The 23629-nt window shown below is 71.7% G+C and carries 21 protein-coding genes; 11 read left to right on the forward strand and 10 right to left on the reverse strand.

Annotated features, from left to right (window positions below; translation table 11 throughout):
* Window positions 1–12 precede the first annotated feature (12 nt).
* A complete protein-coding gene (locus RIE31_00490; GenBank protein ID MEQ8639080.1) occupies window positions 13–1341 on the forward strand; it encodes an MFS transporter in 1329 nt (442 codons plus the stop codon).
* Window positions 1342–1358: 17 nt separating this feature from the next.
* Here RIE31_00490 and RIE31_00495 read toward each other — a convergent pair whose 3' ends face one another.
* The gene (locus RIE31_00495) at window positions 1359–2429 is read right to left on the reverse strand and encodes a hypothetical protein (protein MEQ8639081.1); all 1071 of its coding nucleotides are present in this window, start codon (window positions 2427–2429) and stop codon (window positions 1359–1361) included.
* A 62-nt stretch (window positions 2430–2491) separates the two neighbouring features.
* Between RIE31_00495 and RIE31_00500 the strand changes: the two genes are divergently transcribed.
* Window positions 2492–3019 carry an isoprenylcysteine carboxylmethyltransferase family protein gene (locus RIE31_00500; GenBank protein ID MEQ8639082.1) on the forward strand — a complete coding sequence of 176 codons (528 nt, stop codon included), beginning with the start codon at window positions 2492–2494 and terminating at the stop codon, window positions 3017–3019.
* Window positions 3020–3022: 3 nt separating this feature from the next.
* Here RIE31_00500 and purH read toward each other — a convergent pair whose 3' ends face one another.
* Both purH and RIE31_00510 read right to left on the reverse strand, forming a co-directional pair.
* Window positions 3023–4636: a bifunctional phosphoribosylaminoimidazolecarboxamide formyltransferase/IMP cyclohydrolase gene (gene purH / locus RIE31_00505; protein ID MEQ8639083.1), complete on the reverse strand. Its 1614-nt coding sequence runs from the start codon at window positions 4634–4636 to the stop codon at window positions 3023–3025.
* A gap of 10 nt (window positions 4637–4646) precedes the next feature.
* Complete coding sequence (locus RIE31_00510; GenBank protein MEQ8639084.1) at window positions 4647–6689, reverse strand: nucleoside-diphosphate sugar epimerase/dehydratase; 2043 nt, start codon at window positions 6687–6689, stop codon at window positions 4647–4649.
* 120 nt (window positions 6690–6809) lie between these two features.
* On the opposite strand from RIE31_00510, the gene RIE31_00515 reads away from it, so the two are divergent.
* The gene (locus RIE31_00515) at window positions 6810–8252 is read left to right on the forward strand and encodes a nucleotide sugar dehydrogenase (GenBank protein ID MEQ8639085.1); all 1443 of its coding nucleotides are present in this window, start codon (window positions 6810–6812) and stop codon (window positions 8250–8252) included.
* Complete coding sequence (locus tag RIE31_00520; protein ID MEQ8639086.1) at window positions 8240–8746, forward strand: GNAT family N-acetyltransferase; 507 nt, start codon at window positions 8240–8242, stop codon at window positions 8744–8746. The genes RIE31_00515 and RIE31_00520 overlap by 13 nt, the downstream gene beginning before the upstream one ends.
* Before the next feature lie 9 nt (window positions 8747–8755).
* On the opposite strand, the gene RIE31_00525 is transcribed toward RIE31_00520, so the two are convergent.
* The 3 genes from RIE31_00525 to RIE31_00535 are packed head-to-tail and all read right to left on the reverse strand — an operon-like array spanning window position 8756 to window position 12759.
* Window positions 8756–10663, reverse strand: a complete 1908-nt coding sequence (locus RIE31_00525; protein MEQ8639087.1) for a heparinase II/III family protein — start codon at window positions 10661–10663, stop codon at window positions 8756–8758.
* Complete coding sequence (gene rpe / locus RIE31_00530; protein MEQ8639088.1) at window positions 10660–11352, reverse strand: ribulose-phosphate 3-epimerase; 693 nt, start codon at window positions 11350–11352, stop codon at window positions 10660–10662. The genes RIE31_00525 and rpe overlap by 4 nt, the downstream gene beginning before the upstream one ends.
* A 57-nt stretch (window positions 11353–11409) precedes the next feature.
* Window positions 11410–12759, reverse strand: coding sequence for a transcription antitermination factor NusB (locus RIE31_00535; GenBank protein MEQ8639089.1), 1350 nt, complete (start codon window positions 12757–12759; stop codon window positions 11410–11412).
* A gap of 167 nt (window positions 12760–12926) precedes the next feature.
* On the opposite strand from RIE31_00535, the gene RIE31_00540 reads away from it, so the two are divergent.
* Window positions 12927–13112, forward strand: coding sequence for a DUF1674 domain-containing protein (locus tag RIE31_00540; protein ID MEQ8639090.1), 186 nt, complete (start codon window positions 12927–12929; stop codon window positions 13110–13112).
* Window positions 13113–13226: 114 nt separating this feature from the next.
* Window positions 13227–13784 carry a thermonuclease family protein gene (locus tag RIE31_00545; protein MEQ8639091.1) on the forward strand — a complete coding sequence of 186 codons (558 nt, stop codon included), beginning with the start codon at window positions 13227–13229 and terminating at the stop codon, window positions 13782–13784.
* Window positions 13785–13793: 9 nt separating this feature from the next.
* Here RIE31_00545 and RIE31_00550 read toward each other — a convergent pair whose 3' ends face one another.
* Window positions 13794–14339, reverse strand: a complete 546-nt coding sequence (locus tag RIE31_00550; GenBank protein ID MEQ8639092.1) for an NUDIX domain-containing protein — start codon at window positions 14337–14339, stop codon at window positions 13794–13796.
* 5 nt (window positions 14340–14344) lie between these two features.
* Entirely contained in the window at window positions 14345–16297 is a 1953-nt protein-coding gene (gene acs, locus RIE31_00555; GenBank protein ID MEQ8639093.1) for an acetate--CoA ligase, read from the reverse strand.
* Between the two features lie 139 nt (window positions 16298–16436).
* On the opposite strand from acs, the gene RIE31_00560 reads away from it, so the two are divergent.
* Window positions 16437–17183: a creatininase family protein gene (locus tag RIE31_00560; protein ID MEQ8639094.1), complete on the forward strand. Its 747-nt coding sequence runs from the start codon at window positions 16437–16439 to the stop codon at window positions 17181–17183.
* A gap of 51 nt (window positions 17184–17234) precedes the next feature.
* Here RIE31_00560 and tsaD read toward each other — a convergent pair whose 3' ends face one another.
* Both tsaD and RIE31_00570 read right to left on the reverse strand, forming a co-directional pair.
* Window positions 17235–18353, reverse strand: coding sequence for a tRNA (adenosine(37)-N6)-threonylcarbamoyltransferase complex transferase subunit TsaD (gene tsaD / locus RIE31_00565; GenBank protein MEQ8639095.1), 1119 nt, complete (start codon window positions 18351–18353; stop codon window positions 17235–17237).
* Between the two features lie 40 nt (window positions 18354–18393).
* Entirely contained in the window at window positions 18394–18825 is a 432-nt protein-coding gene (locus RIE31_00570; protein MEQ8639096.1) for a TfoX/Sxy family protein, read from the reverse strand.
* Window positions 18826–18919: 94 nt separating this feature from the next.
* Between RIE31_00570 and hemC the strand changes: the two genes are divergently transcribed.
* From hemC to RIE31_00590, 4 genes are read left to right on the forward strand one after another with little or no spacing between them, the layout of a single operon-like run.
* Window positions 18920–19858 (forward strand): hydroxymethylbilane synthase, encoded by a 939-nt coding sequence (hemC, locus tag RIE31_00575; protein MEQ8639097.1) that lies wholly within the window; start codon window positions 18920–18922, stop codon window positions 19856–19858.
* Between the two features lie 8 nt (window positions 19859–19866).
* The gene (locus tag RIE31_00580) at window positions 19867–20628 is read left to right on the forward strand and encodes a uroporphyrinogen-III synthase (GenBank protein MEQ8639098.1); all 762 of its coding nucleotides are present in this window, start codon (window positions 19867–19869) and stop codon (window positions 20626–20628) included.
* Complete coding sequence (locus RIE31_00585; GenBank protein MEQ8639099.1) at window positions 20625–21989, forward strand: hypothetical protein; 1365 nt, start codon at window positions 20625–20627, stop codon at window positions 21987–21989. Before RIE31_00580 ends, RIE31_00585 begins: the two co-directional genes overlap by 4 nt.
* On the forward strand, window positions 21989–23626 hold the full coding sequence (locus RIE31_00590) for a heme biosynthesis HemY N-terminal domain-containing protein (GenBank protein ID MEQ8639100.1): 1638 nt from the start codon (window positions 21989–21991) through the stop codon (window positions 23624–23626). Before RIE31_00585 ends, RIE31_00590 begins: the two co-directional genes overlap by 1 nt.
* The last annotated feature ends 3 nt before the right edge of the window (window positions 23627–23629 follow it).

A 23629-nucleotide genomic window follows, 5' to 3' on the forward strand; every position in this document is an offset into this window, starting at 1 on the left:
TAGAGTGCGGCCATGACAGCGACGCCCGAGAGCGAGGGCCAGGCCGGTCGCGGCGGCGCGGGAGGCACACGGCACACACGGGGCACCGGCGGGCGCGTGGCGTGGGCGGTCTTCGACTGGGCCAACTCCGCCTTTCCCACGATCATCATCACCTTCGTCTTCGCCACCTATTTCACCCAGGCGGTGGCGGTCGATCCGGTCAGCGGCGCCAGCCAGTGGGGCGTGGCCATCAGCCTGTCGGCGCTGGCCATTGCCCTGACCAGCCCGCTGCTGGGGGCGCTGGCCGATGCCGGCGGACGGCGCAAGCCGTGGCTCGGCGGCCTGACGCTGCTGATGACGGCGGCCACCGCCGGACTGTGGTTCATTGAGCCGGAGCCGCGCTTTGCCCTGGCGGCGCTGCTGCTGGTGGCGGTCGCCAACTTCGCCTTCGAGGTGGGCATCGTCTTCTACAATGCCATGTTGCTGCCGATCACGCCGCCGGGTCGCCTTGGCCGCTGGTCCGGCTGGGCGTGGGGGCTTGGCTATGCCGGCGGCCTGGCCTGTCTGGTGATCGCGCTCTTCGGTCTGGTGCAGGCGGAGCCGGCGCCGTTCGGTCTGGACGATCACGCCGCCGGCCCGGTCCGGGCGACGGCGCTGTTGGTGGCGGCGTGGGTGGCGGTGTTTGCCGTACCGTTGTTCATCTGGACGCCGGACGGGACGGCGCGCATCCGCCAGCCGGGTCGCATCATCGGCCGGGCCTTCCGGGAGCTGGTGGAAACCGTACGTCAGGCCCGACGCTATAGCGCCATCGGTCGTTTTCTCATCGCCCGCCTTGTCTATATCGACGGGCTCAATACCATCTTTGCGTTTGGCGGAATCTACGCGGCCGGCACCTTCGGTCTGAGCCTGGAGCAGGTGCTGCTGTTCGGCATCGTCATCAATGTGACGGCGGGGATCGGGGCGGCGGCCATGGCCTGGCTCGACGACCGGCTGGGGCCTAAGCGTGTGATCGTGGTGTCGCTGGCGGCGATGATCGGGCTCGGCCTGCCGCTGTTGCTGACCACGGACATCACCATGTTCTGGATTCTGGGCACGGCGCTTGGCCTGTTCTTCGGCCCGGTGCAGTCGGCCAGCCGCTCGGCCATGGCGCGGCTGGCGCCGGTCGGGATGCAGGGCGAGATGTTCGGCCTGTTCGCCCTGTCGGGAAAGATCACCGCTTTTGTGGGGCCGCTGTTGTTCGCCTGGCTGAGTGTGATGTTCGACAGCCAGCGCGCCGGCATGGCCGGCGCCGTCGCCCTGGTGGCGGTGGGTCTGATCCTGCTGCTGCCGCAGCGCCTGCCCGGTGGCCGGGATCCAGGCTAGGCGGGACGCAGGCGGGTTCAGGCGCGGCGGGCGGTGACGGTGATGTGGCTGATGGCCAGGTCGGGATCGCCGAGACCGCGAAAGGGCCGGGCCAGGCGCGGCCGCACAGGCGCGACGAAGGCGGCGGCGCGGGCGCGCAGATCGTCATCAGCCAGCGCGGTCGCCTCCTCCAGCGACAGAGGCGTTGGCAGGGTCGTCTGGGCGATGCGGCAAACCCGCAGCTCGCCATCGGCCAGCCGGCCACCGGCCCGGGCCGCCCGCAGCCAGGCGCCATAGGCCGGCGCGCGCAGGCGGGCCGGCCGGTCCGAGGCGGCGGACATCAGGCGCCAGGCCGCCTCGCCCGGTGTCAGGAAGGTCAGCGGATGGTGGCCGGCAAAGAGTGTGCCGGCGTCCAGCGGCACATCGTGGACCATGACCCCGCCGGGCCGCAGCGCCGCCGCCATGGCGTCCAGCAAGGCCAGCGGGGCGGCGTCGGCGGTCAGCGCCCAGTCCGACAGGATGACGTCAAACGGACCGGCCGCGGCGAGGACCGCCTGGGCCGCCTGGCCGAAGTGGATGCTGAGATCGCCGGCGGTCTCGTCGCCGGTTTCGCCCGCTGCCGCATAGTCCTGACGGATGCGCCGCCGCGGCGACAGGTAGCGCTGGCGCAGAGCCTCGGCCACCGCCTCCTGGTCCTGGCGGCCGAAGCGCCGGTCGAACCGTTCGATGACCACCACGGAGGCACCGGCCCAGGCCAGCAGCAGGGGCAGGCCGGCGTGGCGACCCATGCCCAGCAGGGCGATGCGGCCGCCGAACGCCGGCTGGCCGGCAAGTGCGGACAAGCGCGCGAGGCGGGCTTCGGTGAGGCGCACCTCCGCCGTCACATCGGCGCGACCGGGCGGGCGGTGGCGAACCCGCTGGCTGGCGCGGCCTATCCAGTGGGACAGATTCTCCGCCAGCAGGGCGAGGCTGTTGCGCCACAGACCGGCGTCAGGTGCGGTGGCGGGCGGCAGGAGCGGTCGCGCCTCTACCGGCCCCCCGGGCACCGGTCCGCCGCCGTCCTGCTGGTCAAGGTTATGCTGGTCGCCGTCGCTCACGGGTGCCAGCATGCCTGCGCCAGGCGCGCGGTCACAGGGGTCTGGCCGGCAATCGGTACGATCGGAGGGGAATCATGTCAGACGGCGGAGCAGATACCGGGCCAGCATCCGGGCCGGAGTCCGGGCCAGAGCCGGGTGGCGGCATGTTGGATGACACCACCGCCGGTGTGGTGGCGCCGCCACCGCTGATTTTCGCCGGGGCCATCGCCCTTGGCCTGGTGGCGGAATGGGTGTGGCCGACGATGCTGCACACCGGCGCGTCGTCATTCGGCGTGCTGCTGTTGGCGGCGGGGCTGGCGATAGCGGTGATGACCGTGCCGCGCTTTCGCCGCGCCAGAACGCCGGTTGATCCTTTCCATGCGACCCGCGCGCTGATCATAACAGGCCCGTTCCGCTTCAGTCGCAATCCGCTTTATCTGAGCCTGGCGCTGGTCCATCTGGGGCTCGGCCTGATGATCGGCAGCCTGTGGGTGCTGATCATGGCGCTGCCGGCCATCGCCGTCATGCAGTGGGGCGTCATCAGCCGCGAGGAGCGCTATCTGGAGGGGCGCTTCGGTGAGGACTATCGGGCCTATAAGGGGCGGGTGCGGCGCTGGCTCTAGGGGCTAGTGCCGGAAGTGACGAACCCCGGTCATGACCATGGCCAGGCCGGCGGCGTCGGCGGCGGCGATCACCTCTTCGTCACGCAAGGAGCCGCCCGGCTGAATGACCGCGGTGACGCCAGCATCGGCCGCCGCCTGCAGGCCATCGGCGAAGGGGAAGAAGGCATCCGAGGCCAGCACCGCGCCATGGCTGCGCGGCGCGGCCTCTGCCGCCGCGTGACGGGCGGCCTCTGATTTGTCCACCGCAAGACGCACGGAATCGACCCGGCTCATCTGGCCGGCGCCGATGCCGACCGTATGGCCGTCGCGGGCCAGGACGATAGCGTTGGAGCGCACATGCTTGGCCACCGTGAAAGCGAACAGCAGGTCGGCGATTTGTGAGTCATCCGGCCGGCGGCGGGTGGCGACCCGCAGGTCCGCGGCGGTGCTGACCGCGTGATCGCCGGAGCCGGCGAGCCAGCCGCCGCTGACCGAACGCAGAATGGGACCGGACAGGACCGCTCCCGCCGGAGGCCAGGGGCCGGTCAGCAGAAGGCGCAGATTAGGCTTGGCGGCGAGCACGGCGCATGCCGCATCGTCGGCGGCGGGGGCGACAACCACTTCGGCGAACAGGCTGGTGACGGCGCGGGCGGCGGCCTCGTCCAGCGGCCGGCTGAAAGCGATGATGCCGCCATAGGCGCTGTCGGGGTCCGCGGCGCGCGCCGCCAGATAAGCCGCGGCGGACGAGTCGGCAAGCGCCACGCCGGAGGGGTTGGCGTGCTTGACGATTGTGCAGGCGGCCTGGTGGTGGCGGGCGAACTCGGCGGCAAGCTGAAAGGCGGCGTCGGCATCGGCGATGTTGTTCCACGACAGCTCGCGTCCCTGCACCTGCCGGGCGGTGGCGATGGCCGGCCCGCGCGATAGCGGGTCGGCGTAGAGCGCGCCGGTCTGGTGCGGGTTCTCGCCATAACGCAGGGTCTGGACCAGACGGCCGGCGCTAACCAGGTGGCGCGGCGCGGCCGACTGGTCACCGATCTGGCGGGCCAGCCAGGCCTGGATCAGCGAATCATAGGCGGCGGTGCGGGCGAAGGCGGCCTGCGCCATGCGCCGGCGGAAGTGGAGCGAGGTGGCGCCGTCATGGGCGCTGAACTCGCTGAGAAAGGAATCATACTGCGCCGGATCGCTCAGCACGGTGACGAAGTCATGGTTCTTGGCGGCGGAGCGAGTCATGGCCGGGCCGCCGATGTCGATCTCTTCCACCTGAGCGTCGAAGCCGGCACCGTCGGCCAGGCGCTGCTCAAACGGATAGAGGTTGGAGACCAGAAGGTCGATGGCCGGAATCCCATGCTCAGCCATAGCTGCGTTGTGGGAGTCCGCGTCGCGCCGGGCCAGCAGCCCGCCGTGGATGCGTGGATGCAATGTCTTGACCCGGCCATCCATCATCTCCGGAACGCCGGTGATGTCCGCAACCTCGGTGACGGCGAGGCCGGCCTGACGCAGCATGGCGGCGGTGGAACCGGTGGACAGCAGGGCCACATTACGCGCCGCCAGCGCACGGGCGAGATCGGCCAGTCCCGTCTTGTCGGCCACCGACAGAAGGGCGCGACGGATGGCTACCCTGTCGCCCGGCCCACTCATGCGGGCCCACTCATGCGGGACGACCGCGCAGGGGCACCACCTTGCCATCAGCGGCGGCGTCAACGTCGGCGGCGTCAGGGGTGGCGGCGGCGTCGGGGCTGAACTCCGGCACCAGGCGGGACAGGATCGACAGCGCCGCCGCCCGATCATGACGGGCCACCGCCTCGGCCAGCGGCTTCAGCAGGCCGGCGATCTCTGCCACGTCGCCGGCGCGCGGCCGCGCCTGGAGGATGCCGGGCAGGGCCGTCGGCGCCGGCGGCTCGCCGTCATGAAACAATTCCTCGTCCAGCTTCTCGCCGGGCCGGAGGCCAGTGAAGGTGATGGCGATATCGCGCTCGGGCTCCAGCCCGGCGAGGCGGATCATGCGTTTGGCCAGATCGAGGATGGCGACCGGCCGGCCCATGTCCAGCACATGAATGGCGCCGGCCTGTTCGGGCCCGGCGGCGGCGCTGGCCTGGAGGATCAGCTCCACCGCTTCACGCACGGTCATGAAATAGCGCCGCATATCCGGATGGGTGACGGTGAGCGGACCGCCGGCGGCGATCTGCCGGCGGAACAGCGGCACCACCGAGCCAGTGGAGCCCAGCACATTGCCGAAGCGCACGGTGACAAAGCGGGTGGCATGGCCGTTGCCGTCGCCGCGCGCCAGATCCAGCGCCTGACAATAGCGTTCGGCGGCGCGCTTGGTGGCACCCATGACGCTTTTGGGATTGACCGCCTTGTCGGTGGAGATGAGAACCATGCGGGCGACGCCGGCACGGCGGCAGGCATCGGCCAGCGCCGCCGTGCCCAGCGTATTGGTGCGGATGCCTTCGAGCGGCTGTGCCTCGACCATGGGAACATGCTTGAGCGCGGCGGCGTGAAAAACCAGGTCGGGCCGGCCTTCGGCCAGCAGGCGGTCCAGCGCCGCCCCGTCGCGCACGTCACACAGGCGGGCGTGGCGCGCCACATCTGCCGCCGCCATGTTGATATCCAGGTCCACCTGATAGAGAGCGAATTCGCTGAGGTCGGCCAGTACCAGAGCGGCCGGGCCATAGGCGGCGATCTGGCGGGCCAGCTCCCTGCCGATGGACCCGCCGGCGCCGGTCACCAGAACCCGCCGGCCGTGCAGCAGGCGCTCCACCGGTGCGCGGTCGAGCGCGGTCTGCGGCCGGCCCAGCAGATCCTCTATGGCGATGGGGCGCAGGCGCGCCACTGGCTGGCCGGCGGCGCCCGGCGCCAGTGTTCCGTCGTCATGATGCCCGCCGTCATGACTCCCATCGTCACTGCGAAAGTCGGTGAGGCGCGGCAGGCGCGCCATGGGCAGGGCCAGTCGCTGCGCTTCGTCGAACAGACGCTGTACCGCTTCACCAGGCAGCTTGTCGGTAGTCAGGATCAGCCGGTGCGGGGCGTCGTCGTGCCGCCGCAGGTCGTCTATCACCCGGGCCAGATCGTCCAGCCGGCCGCGCACCGGCACACCGAGGATAGCGCGGCCGACGCGACCGCTCTTGTCGTCCAGCAGGCCGACCACCCGGTAGGCGGCGTCGGGCGTCTGGTTGAGGTCGCGCAGGAACAGCTCCGCCCGGTCGCCGGCCCCGGCCAGCAGGACCGGCACCCGCTCGAGTCCGGCCATGCGCGCCTTGCGGCCCTGCCGGCTTTCCCGCAGCAGGCGATACAGGAAGCGCGGGCCGCCGAGGAAGGCGACGGTGGTAAACCACAGAATGACCGGCAGAGAACGGGGCATGTCGGCCAGCCGGGTAACCGCGAAGACGGCCAGCGTGAAGACCAGGACGGCGACGCTGGCGGTGCGCAAAATGGTCAGCAACTCCGGCGTCGAGGCGTAGCGCCAGACGCCACGATACAGGCCCGTGGCCAGGCCGGCGGCAGCGACGATGGCCATATAGACCGCCGCGTGGCTGGCCAGCCAGGCCAGGTCATAGGCGGCGATGGAGCCGCCCACACGCAGCGCCAGGGCCAGCCCGAAGGCCAGGCCGGCGACGATCACGTCATGGGCCAGGACAAGGGGCGCACGGCGGGTGCGGAAGAAGCGCTGGGGGCTGAACAGACCGGACATGAGCGGACCATACACCAGGCCGGCAGTTGACAGAATCGCCGGTCGAACGGTAGGTCCGCCCCAGCGTCGCCTGGCAGCGGCCGGATCACCGGCCGGCCGGCACGGGGTGAGGAGCCACCAGTGAGTGATAACAGGGTGAGCGACAGCCGGGGGAGGGCCAGCCAGGTCGGTGCCAGCCGAGGGCGGGCCGGCCAGAGCGAGAGCGCCCCGCCGGTGGGCGCCATTGCGGTCATCGGCCTTGGCTATGTGGGGCTGCCGCTGGCGGTGGCGCTGGCCCGGTACGGGCCGGTCACCGGCTTTGATATTGATCACGAGCGCATCACGGCGCTTGGCCGCGGCCATGACCGCACCGGCGAGGTGGCGGCGGCGGACCTGCTGGAGAGCGGGCTGAGGCTGTCGGCGGATGCGGCCGACCTGGCCGGGCACGATGCCTATATCGTCACGGTGCCGACGCCGATCGATGGCGACCGGCGGCCGGACCTGACAGCGGTGCGCAGCGCCATGGGGATGGTTGGCCGGGCGCTTGCCGCCTCACCAGCCGCCGCCGGCGAGACACCCCCCGCCCCGCCCATGGTGGTTCTGGAAAGCACGGTCTATCCCGGCGTCACCGAAGACATTTGCGGGGCGATTCTGGCCGAGACGTCGGGCCGACCGCGCGGCACGGGCTTCGTCCTTGGCTATTCGCCCGAACGCATGAACCCCGGTGATCGCGAGCATACGGTGGAGCGTATCCAGAAGGTGGTGGCCGGCGAGGACGCGGCAACGCTGCGCCGGCTGATGCGACTTTATGGCCGGATCAACGGCGGGCGGGTCTTTGCCGCGCGCAGCATTCGCACCGCCGAGGCCGCCAAGGTCATCGAGAACGCCCAGCGCGATATCAACATCGCCTTTGTCAATGAAGTGGCGATGATCTTCGCCAAGGCCGGCATTCCGGTGCACGACGTGCTGGCGGCGGCGGGCACCAAGTGGAACTTCCTGCCGTTTCAGCCGGGCCTGGTGGGCGGCCACTGCATCGGCGTTGATCCCTATTATCTGGCGGAGTTCGCCGCCGGTCTGGGCCATGAGGCGGAAGTCATCCTGGCCGGTCGCCGCATCAACGACGCCATGGGCACCTTCCTGGCCGGGCAAATCGCCGATGCCTTTGCGGGCGCTGTCACCGGTGATGAGGCGACGGCGGCGAGCGCGGCGGCGGACGGCGGCGGACCAGCCCGACGGGCGCTGGTGCTGGGCCTGACGTTCAAGGAGGACGTGCCGGACCTGCGCAACAGCCGGGTGGCGGACCTGATCGGCGGCCTGGCCGGCCGCGGCTTCGACGTGGTGGTGCACGATCCGCTGGCCGACCCCGGCGAGGCCGAACGGGAATACGGCCTCCGCATCGTCGGCGGCCAGCGGCCGCCGGGCGGCTTCGATCTGGTGGTCGGCGCGGTGGCGCACCAGACCTATCGCCGCTTTACCGCCGAGGATCTGACCCGCCTGGTACGGCGCGGTGGGCTGGTGGCCGACATCAAGGGTATGTGGCGCGAGGTGACCCTGGCCGATGGCTATGGCCGGTGGACTCTGTAGCGACGCTGGTCCTCCGTCCGGCCCGGGCGGAGGATGCGCCGGCGCTGGCGCGGCTGCGTGATGAAGCCATTCGTGCGGCCTGTGCCGGTCGCGCCAGCCCGCACCAGATGCGCGCCTGGCGACGAACCCCTGACGCGGTAGTCCCGGTCATCACACAGCGTATGGTACGTGCCGCGACACGGCGCGATGACTATGCGGTTGCTCTAAGCGATGAGGTACTCGCCGGCTTCTGCCTCACCTCGCCGGCGGGCCCGGCCGGCTATGTAGACGCGATCTATATTCATCCGCGGTACTGGCGGCGTGGCATCGGCCGGGCGCTGCTGGAACGGGCGGAACAGGTCATGGCCGGCCAGGGCGCCCGTCACATGCGTCTTGAGTCCGTCATGTGGGCGGTCGGCTTTTATGAGCGACTCGGCTATGTGCGACGCGGTCCTGCCAGCGATACAGACGATGGCGCCGCCACGCCGGTCATGGAAATGGACAAGACACTCTGACCGTTGCGCCTAGCTCTTTTCGAGGCGGCGCAGGGACCAGCGCAAGCTGGCCGAGGGATGGACGCCGCCGGCCTGCAACACGGCGCGGGCGGACGCCGCCGCCACCTCTGGCGCTATGGTCCACGACACGGTGATCTGCTGGCTACGGCGCTGGCTTTCGCCGTCGCCCATATAGACCGATTCGGTCAGCGCCAGCTCGCCGCTGCCGGCGCGGAACTGCCAGCCCTCGCCCGATGGCAGGCGCACAAGCACCTGGCGTCCGCCCTGCACCAGCGATGCCTTGATGGCCGGGTGAAGGTGGAAGCGGGCCACCGCCGGCACACCATCGCCGCGCCGGCCGGCCGGCCGGCCGCGGGCGGTGAGCACCGGCTCGAAGCTGTCCTCGCCGCGCAAGTCCCCGCCATCCGCGGCCAGCCACAAGCGGCGGCGATGGACCAGCCCGAAGGCGCGGCCATAGCCGTCATGGCTGGCCTCCAGCCAGGTCTCGCCGTCGCGTTCCTCGCGGGTGGCGATAACGCTGTCGGGGCGGCGGCCGAGCGCGCCGTCGGGACGAATCTCGCAGGTATTGGTATCGCCCAGGGTCACCGTGTTGTGGGCAGCAGTGGCGCGCAGCGCAAAGGCCCAGCGCGTGTCATTGGCCGCCGGCGCCCCGCAGTTGGTGAGCAGACGGTCACGGCCAACGGAGAACTCGAAAGCCAGGGTGCCCGCATGACCGCGCCCGTCGAAGCCAGGCGGCGGCGGCGCGCCGGCATCGAACAACAGCAGGCTGCGCCCGGTATGCACCCGACGATAGCCGCTATACGGCAGGTTCTGCGGCGTGCGGCCACGGGCGTCGGCCTGGGTCAGGGCCAGGTCCACCTGCCAGGCGAGGTCGCTCTGGCCGCCATGGAACAGGGCCAGTGCCCCGTCGCCGTGGCGCAGCAGCCGCAGCGCCGGCGCCATGCGGTCGAGGGTGCGCTGCAATACGTCCGGCACCGGCGACGGCAGGCCTTCGCTCCGCTGCAGCGGCGCATCGGGACTGGCCAGCAGGGCGGCGCGGATGTCGATGAGGTCACGGAAGATGGTCAGCCCGGCTGACGGCGCGCGGCTGGCGTGGCCGCCATCGGCCAGCACCTGACGCTCCAGCTCGCCGCCCAGCAGGGCCAGGGCGCGGGCCCGGCAGCGGTCGGCGCGGGTGAGCGTGGCGCTGGCCAGGACCAGCGCCTTGAGGGCATGGATGCGGCCCGTGCCGGACGGCATCAGGCCGGCGGCGCGGCGCAGGTGGACCGCCTGACGCCCGGCCGCGGCAGCCAGCCGTCGCTGAAAGGCGTCATCGGCGGATTCGGCGAAGAAGCCCCACAGGCCAAGCCAGGCGGCCAGTCGTTCGGCCAGGATGTCGGTGCGCCAGGCCAACCGGTCATAGCGGTCATAGCGGTCGAGCCACAGGGTGGTGAGGTCACGCGCCCGCTGGCGCGCTTCATTGCCGCCGACGGCGCGCAGGTCACGCAGCCAGCGGAAGCCGTGCAGCGCCGCGATCCAGTCATCGGGTCGCGTCGCGATGGCCCAGGGTGCGGCCGGGTCGTTATCGCCGGCGGCGGCGAGGTTAGCCGGCTGCGGCCCCATGGGCAGCGGGGCGGCGATGGGCCCGGCGATGAGCATGCCGGCGAGCACGGCGCGGCCGCGCTCGCCATCGCCCGGCCACAGATCGGTCGGCCCGGCAGTGGCGCGATGCAGGCGGCGGCCGCCGAGGCTGAGCCGCCACAGCGGCGTCTGATAGAGCAGCTCCGCCGCGCCGTTCAGCAGACGGGTGGCGAGTCCGGAGGTGGCGCGCTGACCGTCGCGGGGATTGACCGGCCGCACCACATCGCGCACCGCCGGCCGGCTGTTGCGCTGTGGCGCGCCGGCCCCGCTGAAGGTGCGTTTCTCTGCCAGGCTCATGATCGGCTGGCGCCCCGCAGGGCAGCGATGGCGGCGGTGTAGTCAGCGGCGCCGGACACAGCGCCCGGTGAAGCGCCGCTGAAGACAGCGGAGCCGGCGACCAGCACGGTGGCGCCGGCGGCGATGGCCAGGGGCGCGGTCGCGGCGGTGATGCCGCCATCCACCTGCAGGGCGGCGCTGCTGCCGGCGTCGTCCAGGATGGCGCGGACGGCGGCGATCTTGGCCAACTGGGAATCGAGAAAGGCCTGGCCGCCAAAGCCCGGATTGACGGTCATCACCAGCACCAGATCCACCAGGTCGAGCACCGGCCGGATCGCCGCCGCCGGGGTCGCCGGGTTGAGCGCCACCCCGGCCTTGCAGTTATGGGCGCGGATCGCCTGCAGGGTGCGGTGCAGATGGGGACCGGCTTCGGGATGGACCGTCAGGGTGGTGGCGCCCGCCTCGGCGAAGGGGGCGATCCAGGGATCGGCCGGCTGGACCATCAGGTGAACGTCCAGCGGCAGCGCCGTCAGCGGCTGCAGGGCCCGTACCACGGCCGGGCCAAAGGTCAGGTTGGGCACGAAATGGCCGTCCATCACATCGATGTGCAGCCAGTCGGCGCCGGCCGCCTGGACGGCGCGCGCCTCGTCTCCCAACCGGGCGAAGTCGGCCGCCAGAATGGAAGGAGCAATCAGCACGGGAGGGACCATGAGTCTTGGTATCAGGTCAGCGGAATCGCGGCAAGCGATGGGCGGTGCGGCGACGACTCACGCCGCCGTGCGAACCAGGCGCGCCGCATAGAAGCCGTCGAGCCCACCCAGTGCCGACCAGTGGCAGGGTAGAGTGGTGAGATCCCCCTGGGGCGAGATGAACGCCGCTTCGCCGCCCACCTCGGCCGACCCGATGGGCCGCCGGGCAAAGGCGCGATCGGCCCGCAGAAAGGCGCTGATGACGTCCGGCCCCTCCTCGGCCTGCAAGGAACAGACCGTATAGACCAGCCGCCCGCCGGGCCGCACCAGGCGCGCGGCGGCGCGCAGAAGCTCTGCCTGCAAAACGGTGCGCTCGGCCACATCGGCGGCGCTGCGACGGCCGGCGATGTCCGGGTGGCGGCGCAGGGTGCCGGTGGCGGTGCATGGCGCGTCCAGCAACACGCTATCGAAACCCTGGCGCGGCGCCCAGGCGGCCGTGTCTGTGGTGAGGAGGTCGGCGGTGACCAGCCGGGCGGCGAGGCCGGTGCGCGCCAGATTGGCGGCGAGACGGTCGAGGCGGCCGCGGTCGCGGTCCACGGCGGTGACGCGGCCGCCGGCGGCGGCGAGCTGCAGGGTCTTGCCGCCGGGCGCGGCGCAGAGGTCGGCGATGCGCTGGCCGGCCACATCGCCCAGCAGGCGGGCCGGCAGGGCGGCGGCGGCGTCCTGCACCCACCACTGGCCGGTGTCATAGCCCGGCAGGGCGCCGATAGCGCCAGGCCGCATCAGGCGCAGGCTGCCGGTGGGCAGGATGGTGGCAGCGAGTTGCGTGGCCAGGGTCGGTGTGGCGGCGGCGTCACGCGGCGTCAGGTCGAGCGGCGGTTCCACCAGATGGGCGGCGGCGATTGACGTGGCGGTGGCCTCGTCCCAACGGGCCGCCCAGCTCTGCCATAACCAGGGTGGGGTGTTGCGGCGAGCGGCGGTTGCCGGCGTCAGCAGGGACGCGCCCTCACGGCCGGCGCGGCGCAGTATGGCGTTGACCAGGCCGGCGAAACGCTGGCCGGCGGCAGGGCCGGTGCGGATCAGACGAACGCTGGTGTCCACTGCCGCATGGGGCGGCACTTCCAGAAACAGAAGCTGGGCCAGGCCGAGACGGAGGGCGGCGCGCACCTCGGCGGCCTCGCCCGGCAGGGGCCGTTCCATGAAGCGCCGCAGCAGGAAGTTGATCTCGCCATAGCGGCGCAGCACGGTGAGCACCAGGCGGCGTGCGAAGGCACGCTCCGCCGGTGGCAGGCCGGCAAGAGCGCCGCCGTCGCTTTCGGCCCGCTCCAGCATCTGGTCGAGCGGCGGACGGGCGCGCTCCTGACGGACCAGAAGAGTGAGGGCCGCACGGCGGGCGGCGAGACCGGACGGTGCTGCGGCGTCGGTCATCGCCGGCGGCGGCCGGAAGACCGGGCGGCGGCCAGGGCGATACGCAGGACGGTGGGCGGGAGTGTCATGGCGCGGCGTGTGTCATGGCGCGGAGTGTGTCATGGTCGGGGGACTTATAAGGGGTTTGGCACAGGCGCGCGCGTGACGCACCAGACGGGAGACCGGTCATGGCGAAAAAGACGGTGAAGCCGGCAAAGGCCGGCGCCGGCGGCCCGGTGGCCGAGGCCGCCGCCGGGGGATCGGCGCAGAACCACGAAACACAACCAAAAGTTGAATCACCGGCGGACCCGGTGGCCGAGGATTATACCCGCTACGGCGACTGGACGGTGAAGGGCCGGGCGGTGGACTTCTGAAGAGCAGGCCCAAGCCTTTGCGCCCCTGGCGCCCTGCATCTTAACGAATTGGCAAGTCTGTGGCCGCAAGCTCGGTGTATGGCCTTTTGCAACTACACCGTGTAATATTCCGCCATGCCTCCCTATCGCCTTGTCGGCCGGCCCCCCCGCGCCGCCACCTGGTCCGCGCCCTTCGGGGTGTTGCGCCGGGCGGCGGCGACCCGGATCCTTCCTGGCGCCTTCCTCGCTTCTCTTATAGCCGTCGCGATGGCGGTGCCGGCCATGGCCGGCAGCACGACGCTGCCGGACTCCGTCGCCGGGCCGGTAGCGGCGGAAGTGGTGCGCGTGGTGGATGGCGACACGGTGGCAGTGCGCGCTCGCGTCTGGGTCGGCCTGACCGCCGACTCGCTGGTGCGCCTCGACGGCGTGGACACGCCGGAGCTGCGCGGCAAGTGCGACCAGGAGCGGGCGCTGGCCGAACAGGCGCGGGACTTCCTGACGGCATTGATCGGTGACGGACAGGTCCTGCTGCACGGTGTGGCCAGTGGCAAGTTCGCCGGCCGGGTGGTGGCCCGGATGGAGACGGCGAACGGCGATGCCGGCACGGCCCTTATGGCCGCCGGCCTGGCGCGGGCCTATGACGGCGGCGCGCGCGGCGGCTGGTGTGACAGCCTGGTGTCGGCCGCGCCCTAGAGCCCTGCGCTAGGGGTCCAGTTTCAGATAGTCCGCTGGCGTACGACGGACGAAAGAGTCCCATACCTCCGTCAGTACGCGCCGCTGCTGGTTGAAGGAGACGGTGGCAAGCGCCTGCTCCAGATCAAGCCAGCGATGGTCATCATGCTCATAGTTGAGGCGCACCACCGCGTCGTCATGGACGCGGGCGACGAACACCGGTGCGATCTGAAGGCGCGGCGTGGCCAACTCATAGAACGTCTCCAGCGTATCGCCATTCCAGAACGACAGCGGGGTGAGGCCGGTTTCCTCACTGAGCTCTCGTCGTGCCGCCGCTTCGGCGCTTTCACCGGCCTCCAGCCGGCCGGCCGCATAGGTCCACGCCCCTTTCAGGAAGGGGCCGGTGCGGTGGAGCAGCAGGGTGCGCGTGGCCGCGCCGCTGCCGCGCAACACTACACAGACGGCGATGGTCGAGACGATCGGGGTGGCAGGGAAGGCATCCGGCGGCGGCGTGGGATCATGTCCGCCTCCGCGTTCGCCCCCGCGCTCGGCACCGCCATTCGCGCGGCCCGGCATGCGGATCAGTCCGGCCGGTTCATGCGGTTGGCCACCAGATCGTCCACCACCTGCGGCTCGGCCAGGGTGGAGGTGTCGCCGAGGCTGCCATAGTCGTTCTCGGCGATCTTGCGCAGGATGCGGCGCATGATCTTGCCGGACCGGGTCTTGGGCAGGGCCGGCGCAAACTGGATCAGGTCCGGCGTGGCGATGGGGCCGATCTCTTCGCGCACATGGCGCACCAGCTCCTTGCGGATGGTCTCGCTCGGCTCGGTGTCGCGGTTGAGCGTGACATAAGCGTAGATGCCGGTGCCCTTGATGTCGTGAGGGTAGCCGACGACAGCGGATTCCGCCACGTGGGCATGCTCGTTGAGCGCCGTCTCGATCTCCGCCGTGCCGAGACGATGGCCGGAGACGTTGAGCACGTCGTCGACGCGGCCGGTGATGCGGTAGTAGCCGTCGCCATCGCGCAGGCAGCCATCGCCGGAGAAGTAGGTGCCGGGATAGGTGGAGAAGTAGGTTTCGACGAAGCGCTTGTGGTCGCCATAGATGGTGCGCATCTGGCCGGGCCAGGAATCGGCGAAGCACAGCACGCCGGAGCCTTCACCGGCGATGGGCTTGCCGTCGCCATCCATAAGGACCGGCTGAACGCCGAAGAAAGGCCAGGCGGCGAAGCCGGGCTTCAGGGGTGTGGCGCCGGGCAGGGGGGTGATGAGGTGGCCGCCGGTCTCTGTCTGCCACCAGGTATCCATGATCGGGCAGCGCCCCTCGCCCACAACGTGGTGATACCACAGCCAGGCCGGCGCATTGATCGGCTCGCCGACGCTGCCGAGGATACGCAGGGACTTGCGGCTGGTGGACTTGACCGGTCCGTCGCCCTCTCGCAGCAGGGCGCGCAGCACGGTCGGCGCGGTGTAGTAGATGGCCACCTTGTGACGGTCCACCACCTGCCAGTGGCGCGAGGCGTCGGGCCAGTTGGGCACGCCTTCGAACATGACAGTGGTGGCGCCATTGGCCAGCGGACCATAGACGATATAGGAGTGGCCGGTGACCCAGCCCACATCGGCGGCGCACCAATAGACCTCACCCGGTTTGTAGTCGAAGACGATCTGGTGGGTCATGGCGGCAAAGACCAGATAGCCGCCGGTGGTGTGCAGTACGCCTTTGGGTTTGCCGGTGGAGCCGGAGGTGTAGAGGATGAAGAGCGGGTCTTCCGCATCCATCGCCTCCGGCGGGCAGTCGTCCGACGCCGCGGCCATGGCCTCGTGATACCAGATGTCGCGGCCGGCGACCCAGCCGGTGGCGCCGCCGGTACAGCGCACCACCAGTACGCCGCTGACGTCGGGACAGGAGTCCAGGGCCTTGTCGGTATTGGCCTTCAGCGGCACGGTGCGGCCACCGCGCCGGCCTTCGTCGGCGGTGATGACGAAGCGCGAATCGCAGTCGCGGATGCGGCCGGCCAGGCTGTCGGCGGAAAAGCCGCCGAAGACCACCGAATGGACCGCGCCGATGCGGGCGCAGGCCAGCATGGCGAAGGCGGTTTCGGGAATCATCGGCATGTAGATGGTGACGCGGTCGCCCTTGGCGACGCCCTGGGCCTTCAGCACATTGGCCAGCTTCGACACTTCGGTATGGGCCTGGGCATAGGTGATGTGGCGCGCCGCGCCCTTGGGGTCGTCCGGCTCCCAGATGATGGCGGTGGCGTCGCCGCGCGCCGCCAGATGACGGTCGAGGCAGTTGGCCGAGGCGTTGAGCTGACCGTCCTCGTACCAGCGGATATGCACGTCGCCGGAGAAGCTGGTGTCCTTGACCCGGGTGTAGGGCCGCATCCAGTCGAGACGCTGTCCCTCGCGGCGCCAGAAGCCTTCGGGATCCTCCACCGATTCCTTGTAGAGCCGGTGATAGGCCGCCTCGTCCACATGGGCGCCTGCGGCGATCGCCGGCGGCACGGGGAAGATGTCGGGATGGGCGTCGGTCATGGCGCGGCTCTTGATGGGGCGGGATCGGGGATCGCCATGATTGTGCATCGCGCCATCGGACACAAGGAAGGGCGGGGTGGCCGCGCCCCGGCCGGGGGCCTAGCATGGCGGCAGCGGAGCGAAGCGCAGGCGAGGAACCATGCTTTTACAGATGTGCACCTGGCCGGAGGTGGAAACCTATCTCAAGACCAACAACGGCATCATCATGCCCATCGGCTCGACCGAGCAGCACGGCCCCATCGGCCATATGGGCACCGATGCGCTGTGCGCGGAGGTGGTGGCCAGGGGCGTTGGCGAGGCGGCCGGGGTCATGGTGGCGCCGACCATCCATGTGGGCATGGCCAATCACCACATGGCCTTTCCCGGCTCCATGACCCTGATGCCGTCGACCCTGATCCAGGTAATGAAGGAGTATGTGCTGGGCCTGACCCGCCACGGCTTTCGCCGTTTTATGTTTCTCAACGGTCATGGCGGCAATATTTCCACCATCAATGCCGCCTTTCCCGAAATCCTGGCTACCGCCCACCGGGACAGCTGGGTCAAGCCCGGCGAGCTGCGCCTCAGTCTGCAGAACTGGTTCAACGGGGCCCAGGTGAAAGCGCTGCGCGACAAGCTGTATGGCGACAAGGAGGGCATGCATGCCACGCCGTCGGAGATCGCCCTGATGCAGCACGCCTTTCCCGAGCACATCAAGAGCGGCGACCTGGCGGATATTCCGCCGGTGACCCGCGCGCCCATGGAGCCGGAGGCGTTCCGCGCCACCTTCCCCGATGGCCGCATGGGCAGTCATTCGGGCATGGCCAATCCACAGGACGGCAAGGACCTGTTCGATCTGGCGGTGCAGGACATGACCCGGCTGTGGCAGGGCTTCGTGCAGGAGCCCTAGGCCGCAGCAAACACAAGCGCCGGACGACCGGGCGCAGACGGACGAGGCGGCTCAGGCGGTGTTGCCGCCGCCGGGGATCGTCTGGCGGGGTGGCCGCGGGCTGGCCGCCGAGTGGTCCAGCGGCCAGCGCGGTCTGGGCGCCGCGTCCAGCCCATCACAGAGGCCCATGGCCAGACGCTCGCCGCCGGCCCACGCCACCATGGCCGCGTTGTCGGTGCACAGCGCCGGCGGCAGACGCAGCATGGTCATGCCGCCGGTTTCGGCCACCTGGCCCAGAGCCGCGGCCAGCGCACTGTTGGCGGCGACGCCGCCGGCCGCCACCAGCGGGCGGCCCGGGCCATGACGTTCGCGGAACAGCGCCACCGCATGACCCGCCCGCGCCGCCAGATGGCCGACGATGGCCGCCTGCATGGCGGCGGCCAGGTCAGCCACACTCGCCGCCGACAGCGGGTCCAGCCCCTCCACCGTCTGGCGCAGGGCCGTCTTGAGGCCGGAGAAGGAGAGGTCGGCGCCGGGCCGGCCGGCCAGTGGCCGCGGCAGGGGAAAGCGGGTGGCGTTGCCGCGCCGCGCCGCCTGTTCGATGGCCGGGCCACCGGGCCAGCCGAGATTCAGCAGGGCGGCGGCCTTGTCGAAGGCCTCGCCGGCGGCATCGTCCAGGGTGGTGCCGAGCTGATGGTGGCGGCCGACGCCCTCTACCGCCAGGAACTGGGTGTGGCCGCCGGAAACCAGCAGCAGCAGGTAGGGAAAGGCCACATCGTCGGTGAGGCGCGCGGTCAGCCCGTGCGCTTCCAGATGATTGACCGCGGCGAAGGGCAGGTCGTGGGCCAGCGCCACCGCCTTGCCGGTCATCAGGCCAACGATCAGGCCGCCGACCAGACCGGGTCCGGCGGTGGCCGCCACACCGGCCAGATCGGTGAAGGTGGCGCCGGCCTCGGCCATGGCCTCAGCCACCAGCCGGTCGGTGTGGTCGAGATGGGCGCGGGCGGCGATCTCCGGCACGATGCCGCCGTGCGGGCGGTGGGCCGCGTGCTGCGACAGGATGCGACTGGCCAGGATGCGCTCGCCCGGCGGTGCCGCCATGTCGACGATGGCCGCGGCGGTCTCGTCGCAACTGGTCTCTATGCCGAGGATGAGGTGGCGACCGGCAGCGGACTGGGATTGGGCGATCATGGGGCCGACATAGCGTCCGGCCGCGCAAAAGGCCAGATGTTCAGGCGTGCGGGCGGATCTTTGCCGTGGTCTTACCCTTCGTCCGCGGCCGCGCTTTCGTGCGGGCGGCGCGGCGGCTGGCGGCATCGGCCAGCTTTACCCAGCGGGCGAAGACCTCGGTATCGTCCAGGGCCTCTTCCGGCAGGCGGCGGTAGGACATGACGCTGGCCACGCCATCGGCCTTGGCATAGCGGAAGGGTTCCGCGCCGGCGGCCTCCCACTGGGGCGCGGTCTGGTCGTCGCATTTGAACCACAGCTCGCCATCGGCCTCGAGCGCCACCATGCGACGGTCCGGCCCGTCGCCGGTGAAGACGCCGGTGCCGCCGAACATGCGGCGCAGGGAGATGGCCAGATGCGGCCGGAACAGATCCTCGATCCACAGGCTGGCATCGTCGTTGCGGGAAACGGCGGGCAGGGTCGGGCGGCGGGTCATGAGTGGTAAGGTGCCGCCGGAGCGTCTGGCGGCGCAAGCGGCAAATCGGCTAAGACGCGGACTCCGCCCGACAGCGCAACTTTCGGGACGCCCCATGGCCCCTCTTCGACTCGGCACCCGTGGCAGCCGCCTGGCGCTTTGGCAGGCGGATGCGGTGCGCCAGGCGCTTGGTGGGGCCGACGCCACGCTGGCCGCAGAGGACGCGGTGGAGATTGTGCCCCTGCAGGTGGCCGGCGACGTCGACAAGGTGCGGCCGCTGGCCGACTATGGCGGCAAGGGATTGTTCACCCGCGAGCTGGATCAGGCGCTGGCCGACCGCCGCATCGATCTGGCGGTGCATTCATTGAAGGACGTGCCGACCCTGTTCGGCTCCGACGTGACGCTGGCCGGTGTGCTGGAGGGCGAGGATCCGCGTGACGTGTTCATCTCGCCGCTGGCGCCGTCGCTGGACGCTCTGCCGGTCGGGGCCAGGCTCGGCACCAGCGCGCCGCGTCGCCGCGCCCTGGCGCGGGCGCTCAATCCACAGATTGCCGTGGTCAACTTCCGCGGCAATGTGCCAACCCGCCTGGACAAGCTGGCCCGCGGCGAGGTGGACGCAACCATCCTGGCGGCGGCCGGGCTGAAGCGCCTGGGCCTGCTGACACCGGCCATGCGGATCATGACCCCGGATGAGATGCTGCCGGCGGTGGGGCAAGGGGTGATCGCGCTTGTCTGTCGCGCCGGCGACGAGATGATGACAGGCCTATGCGGCCGGGTCACCCACCAGGCCACCCTGGCGCGGATCACCGCGGAACGCGCCGTGCTGGAGCATCTGGGCGCGTCGTGCCACACACCCATCGCGGTTCATGCACAGCCGGCGGCGGGCGATGGCGACCGGTTGCACCTGCGCGCCATTCTGGCCGATCCGGCGAGTGAGCGCTTGGCGCGGGCGCAAGCGAGCGGTCCGCGGGCAGAGGCCAGACAGCTTGGCCTGACAGTCGGCGCAATGCTGCGCGAGGCAGCGGGAGCGGACCTGCTGCGCGACGTGCTTTGAGCCTGGCGGTGATCATCACCCGGCTTGAGCCGGCGGCATCGGCGCTCGCCGGGCGGGTGCAGGCGCTGGGGTTGCGGCCGGTGGTGGCGCCGATGCTGACGATCCGGCCGCGCGGCGACCCCATGCCGGCGCTGGACGGGGCGGCGGCGCTGCTGCTGACCAGCGCCAATGGGCTGGTTGGTCTGGCGGCGCGGCCGGCGGCTGAACAGGCGTCGCTGCGGGGGCTGCCGGTGTGGTGCGTCGGTCCGGCCACGGCGGCGGCGGCAGAGGCGGCGGGATATACGGTAGCGGCGACGGCGGCCGGCGATGGCGCGGCGCTGGCGCGGGCGGTGGCGGCGCGGCTGTCGCCCGCGGCAGGCTGGCTGCTGCATGCGGCCGGCGAGGATGTGGCCGGCGGCCTCGATGCCGGTCTCGCCAGCGGCGGATTCAGCGCGCGGCGCTGGGTGGTCTATAGCGCGCGTACGGCGACAGTCCTGCCGGTGGCGGCGCGTGAAGCGTTGGCCGGCGACGGGCCGGTGGCGGTGCTGTTTTTCTCCGGCCGGTCGGCGGCCGCCTTTGCTACACTGGCGGCGGACCATGCCGCGCCCGCCCGCCTTACGGCGTTCTGCCTGTCGGAGCGCGTGGCCCGCGCGGCGCTGGACGCAGCCCCGGTGTGGGCGGGTGTGCAGGTTGCGGCAAGGCCGGAGGAGGATTCGTTGCTGGCCGATCTGGCGATCTGGCGCAGGCAGTCAGATCAACACACCGACAGGGACCGACGGGGAGGCCCATGACAGAGCCCGGAACAGGCCACACGAAAGACAAGGCGGACCAGAATGCCGGAAACGGCACCGGGAACGGCGCCGGGGGCGGAGATGACAGCGCCGGCCGGCCGGCCGGCGCGCCGCGACGGCGCGGTCGCTTTGGCTTGTTCGTCTTCACCTTGCTGCTGCTGGCCGCGGCGGCGGGCACCGGCTGGTTCCTGCGCGACCGGCTGGCGGGCACGCTGCCGGATGTGCTCGGCGCGGAGCCGGCGGCGGTGGAACTGGCGCGCCGTGTGGCGGCGCTGGACGGGCGGCTGGAGGTGGTGGAATCGCAGGTGGCCGATCTGGCGGCGCATGCGTCGCCGGCCGGCGATCCAACAGGGGCAAGCGGCGATACGGCGGCGCGGCTGGCCCAACTGGAAGCGCAGGTGGCGGCCATACAGGCAGGCGGGCAGGCGGACGCCACCGCCGGGCCGGACGACGCACTGGCCCGGCGTCTGGCCGACATGGAACAACGCCTGACGGTGCTGGGCGAGCGCACGGCGCGGAGCGAACGGGTGGCCGCCCTGGAGGGCCGGACGACGGCTCTTGCCGACAGGCTGGAGGCGGCCACGGCGGAGTCCCGACAACGGCTGGCCACTCTTGCGGAGACCCAGAACAACAGGGTGCCGCCGGCCAATGGGCCGCTGGCATTGCGCGCCGCATTTGCCGTGGCGACGGCGCGGCTGGAGCGGGCGGTGCGTGACGGGCGTCCCTATGACGAGGCGTGGCGGACGGCGCGTGACCTGGCGCTGGCCATGGCGGCGGGCGGCGACATCGCGGCCGGCACAGGCGGTGTGACCGGGGCGGCCGGCGTGACGGGCACTGGCGGCGGTGCGCCGCCGACAGCCATGGGCGACAGCCTGGCGGCGCTGGCGGTGCTGGAGCGCACGGCGGCCAGTGGCGCGCCGGATGCGGCGGAACTGTCGAACGATCTGAACGCCATGGCCCGCGATATGCTGGCGGCGGCCCGTGGTGCCAATGCGGACGGAGTCCTTGCGCGGGTGTGGGCCAGGCTGCGCGGCCTGGTCAGTATCCGCCGTCAGGACGGCCCGCCGGATGCCAGCGGCATCGCCGAGGGGGCGCCGCCGGAAGCCCTGCTGGCGGCGGCGGAAGAGGGTTTGCGCAACGGTGACCTGGCGGCGGCGATTACGGCGGTGGAGCGGCTGCACCGGGCGGCGGGCGGTGCGCAGACCGGCGCGGCGGCCGATTGGCTGGCCCGCGCCGGAGCCCGTGCCGACGCCCTGGCCGCGGCCGACCGGCTTGACCGTGCGGCCCTGGCGGCACTTGCCGCGGCGGCGCTGGCCGGCGGCCTGCCCGCGCCCCCCGTCGGTCAGCAACAGGCCCCGTGATGGTGCGCCGCTGGCTGCGTCTGGCATGGACCCTGCTGTGGCTGGCGGTGGTGGTGGCCGGCGCGGCATGGGTGGCGGACCATCCCGGTCGCGTGTCGATTGCGGCGGGGCCGTGGCTGATTGATACGAGTTTCGCCGGCCTGGTCATCGCCATGGCCGGTTTCGCCGCGGTTGCGGCGGTGCTGTTTCACGGCTGGCGACGGCTGCGCGCGGTGCCGGGCCACTGGCGTGACCGGCGGCGGCTGCATCGGCTGGAGGACGGCACGGCGGCGCTGCTGGACGGTCTGACCCACGCGGCGGCCGGCGACGTGGCGGCCACCCGCCAGGCGGCGCGTCAGGTGGGGCGATTGCTGGAGCGGCCGGCGCTGGCCGCTTTGCTGGCGGCGGAGGCGGCGGAAGCAGCCGGTGATACAGAGGCGGCGGCCCATCAGTTCGAGGCGCTGCGCGGCGACGGGGCAACGCGACTGCTGGGTCTGGCCGGGTTGGCCCGTCTGGCGGCCAGGGCCGGCGATGACCAGGCGTCGTTGCAGGCGATGACGGAGGCGGATGACGCCGCACCGGGCACGGCGTGGGTGCTGCGGGCGCGGTTCGAGGCGGAGGCCAGGCTTGGTCAGTGGCCGGAGGCGCGGGCGACCCTGGCGCGAGCCATGGCCGCCGGCACCTGGAATGACGCGGAGGGGCGACGGCGGCTGGCCTGTGTGCTGCACGAGCTGGGCCACCGTGAGGAGGCGCTTGGCAGCGAGCTGGACCGCCGGCTGGAGCTGGCCCGCGAGGCACACCGTCTGGCCCCGGAGCTGGCGGTGGCCAGCTTGCGTCTGGCCCGGCTGGAGGCGGAAGCGGGCCACCGGCGACGGGCCCGCGGCCTGCTGGCGGCGGCGTGGCGCGGCGCGGACGGCGCGGCGGTGGCGCGGCAGATCTTTCCGGCGCTGCTGGCCATGGAGGCGGCGCCGGTCGGCAGCGACGGAGAGGAGGGGGACGCGGCGCGGCGGCTCGGCGCATGGCAGGCGCTGGCCCGGCTCATGCGGCCGGAGACGGTGGCGGACGCGGCGGCCGGCGAGGCGAAGGCGCAGACGGTGCTGGCCGCACACTATGCCCTGGCCGAGGCGGCGCTGGCCGCCGGGCTGACCGGCGTGGCCCGGCGTCACGGCGAAACGGCGCTGGCGATGCAGCAGGCCGCCACCGGCGCAACGGGTGGGCCCGACCGGCTGCAGGCGCTGCTGCAGGCGGCGGTGGCGGAAGCCGCGGCGCGGGCCGCGGAGACAGGCGAAGCGGCGGAGGCGGCGCGGGCACGGGCGGCACAGTGGCGGGCGCAGGCGGCGGTGGCGCCGCCGGAAGCGGCCTGGCTCTGCCGCCACTGCGGCCGCGGCCATGACCACTGGCAGGCGGTGTGCGGCGGTTGCGCCGCTTTCGACAGCCTCACCTGGCGGCGGCCGGTATCGGCCAGGGCCGGCCGGCTGGATGCGGCGGTGGCGCCGCTGGCGCTGGGGGGTGGCAGTGCGTCTGTGGCAAGCCGGCGGCTGGCCGCAACGGGAACGGCGATCACCGCCGCCGCCGCGGGCGACGCCAGCGAGGACAGTGCGGGTGGCGACGGGGCAGGTGAGGATGTGGAAGGGGTGGCCCGGCGCGGCGAACGCTAGGCC

Source organism: Alphaproteobacteria bacterium (assembly GCA_040218575.1).
Lineage (GTDB): Bacteria > Pseudomonadota > Alphaproteobacteria > JAVJRE01 > JAVJRE01 > JAVJRE01.

What these genes read in the sequence shown, in the direction of transcription:
- RIE31_00495 (MEQ8639081.1), bottom strand. Translation starts at nt 2,429, where the DNA reads ATGCTGGCACCCGTGAGCGACGGCGACCAGCATAACCTTGACCAGCAG.
- rpe (MEQ8639088.1), bottom strand. Translation starts at nt 11,352, where the DNA reads ATGGTCCCTCCCGTGCTGATTGCTCCTTCCATTCTGGCGGCCGACTTC.
- RIE31_00590 (MEQ8639100.1), top strand. Translation starts at nt 21,989, where the DNA reads ATGGTGCGCCGCTGGCTGCGTCTGGCATGGACCCTGCTGTGGCTGGCG.
- RIE31_00525 (MEQ8639087.1), bottom strand. Translation starts at nt 10,663, where the DNA reads ATGAGCCTGGCAGAGAAACGCACCTTCAGCGGGGCCGGCGCGCCACAG.
- RIE31_00550 (MEQ8639092.1), bottom strand. Translation starts at nt 14,339, where the DNA reads ATGCCGGGCCGCGCGAATGGCGGTGCCGAGCGCGGGGGCGAACGCGGA.
- RIE31_00560 (MEQ8639094.1), top strand. Translation starts at nt 16,437, where the DNA reads ATGCTTTTACAGATGTGCACCTGGCCGGAGGTGGAAACCTATCTCAAG.
- RIE31_00510 (MEQ8639084.1), bottom strand. Translation starts at nt 6,689, where the DNA reads ATGTCCGGTCTGTTCAGCCCCCAGCGCTTCTTCCGCACCCGCCGTGCG.
- RIE31_00500 (MEQ8639082.1), top strand. Translation starts at nt 2,492, where the DNA reads ATGTCAGACGGCGGAGCAGATACCGGGCCAGCATCCGGGCCGGAGTCC.
- purH (MEQ8639083.1), bottom strand. Translation starts at nt 4,636, where the DNA reads ATGAGTGGGCCGGGCGACAGGGTAGCCATCCGTCGCGCCCTTCTGTCG.
- tsaD (MEQ8639095.1), bottom strand. Translation starts at nt 18,353, where the DNA reads ATGATCGCCCAATCCCAGTCCGCTGCCGGTCGCCACCTCATCCTCGGC.
- acs (MEQ8639093.1), bottom strand. Translation starts at nt 16,297, where the DNA reads ATGACCGACGCCCATCCCGACATCTTCCCCGTGCCGCCGGCGATCGCC.
- RIE31_00585 (MEQ8639099.1), top strand. Translation starts at nt 20,625, where the DNA reads ATGACAGAGCCCGGAACAGGCCACACGAAAGACAAGGCGGACCAGAAT.
- RIE31_00540 (MEQ8639090.1), top strand. Translation starts at nt 12,927, where the DNA reads ATGGCGAAAAAGACGGTGAAGCCGGCAAAGGCCGGCGCCGGCGGCCCG.
- RIE31_00490 (MEQ8639080.1), top strand. Translation starts at nt 13, where the DNA reads ATGACAGCGACGCCCGAGAGCGAGGGCCAGGCCGGTCGCGGCGGCGCG.
- RIE31_00535 (MEQ8639089.1), bottom strand. Translation starts at nt 12,759, where the DNA reads ATGACCGACGCCGCAGCACCGTCCGGTCTCGCCGCCCGCCGTGCGGCC.
- hemC (MEQ8639097.1), top strand. Translation starts at nt 18,920, where the DNA reads ATGGCCCCTCTTCGACTCGGCACCCGTGGCAGCCGCCTGGCGCTTTGG.
- RIE31_00545 (MEQ8639091.1), top strand. Translation starts at nt 13,227, where the DNA reads ATGCCTCCCTATCGCCTTGTCGGCCGGCCCCCCCGCGCCGCCACCTGG.
- RIE31_00570 (MEQ8639096.1), bottom strand. Translation starts at nt 18,825, where the DNA reads ATGACCCGCCGCCCGACCCTGCCCGCCGTTTCCCGCAACGACGATGCC.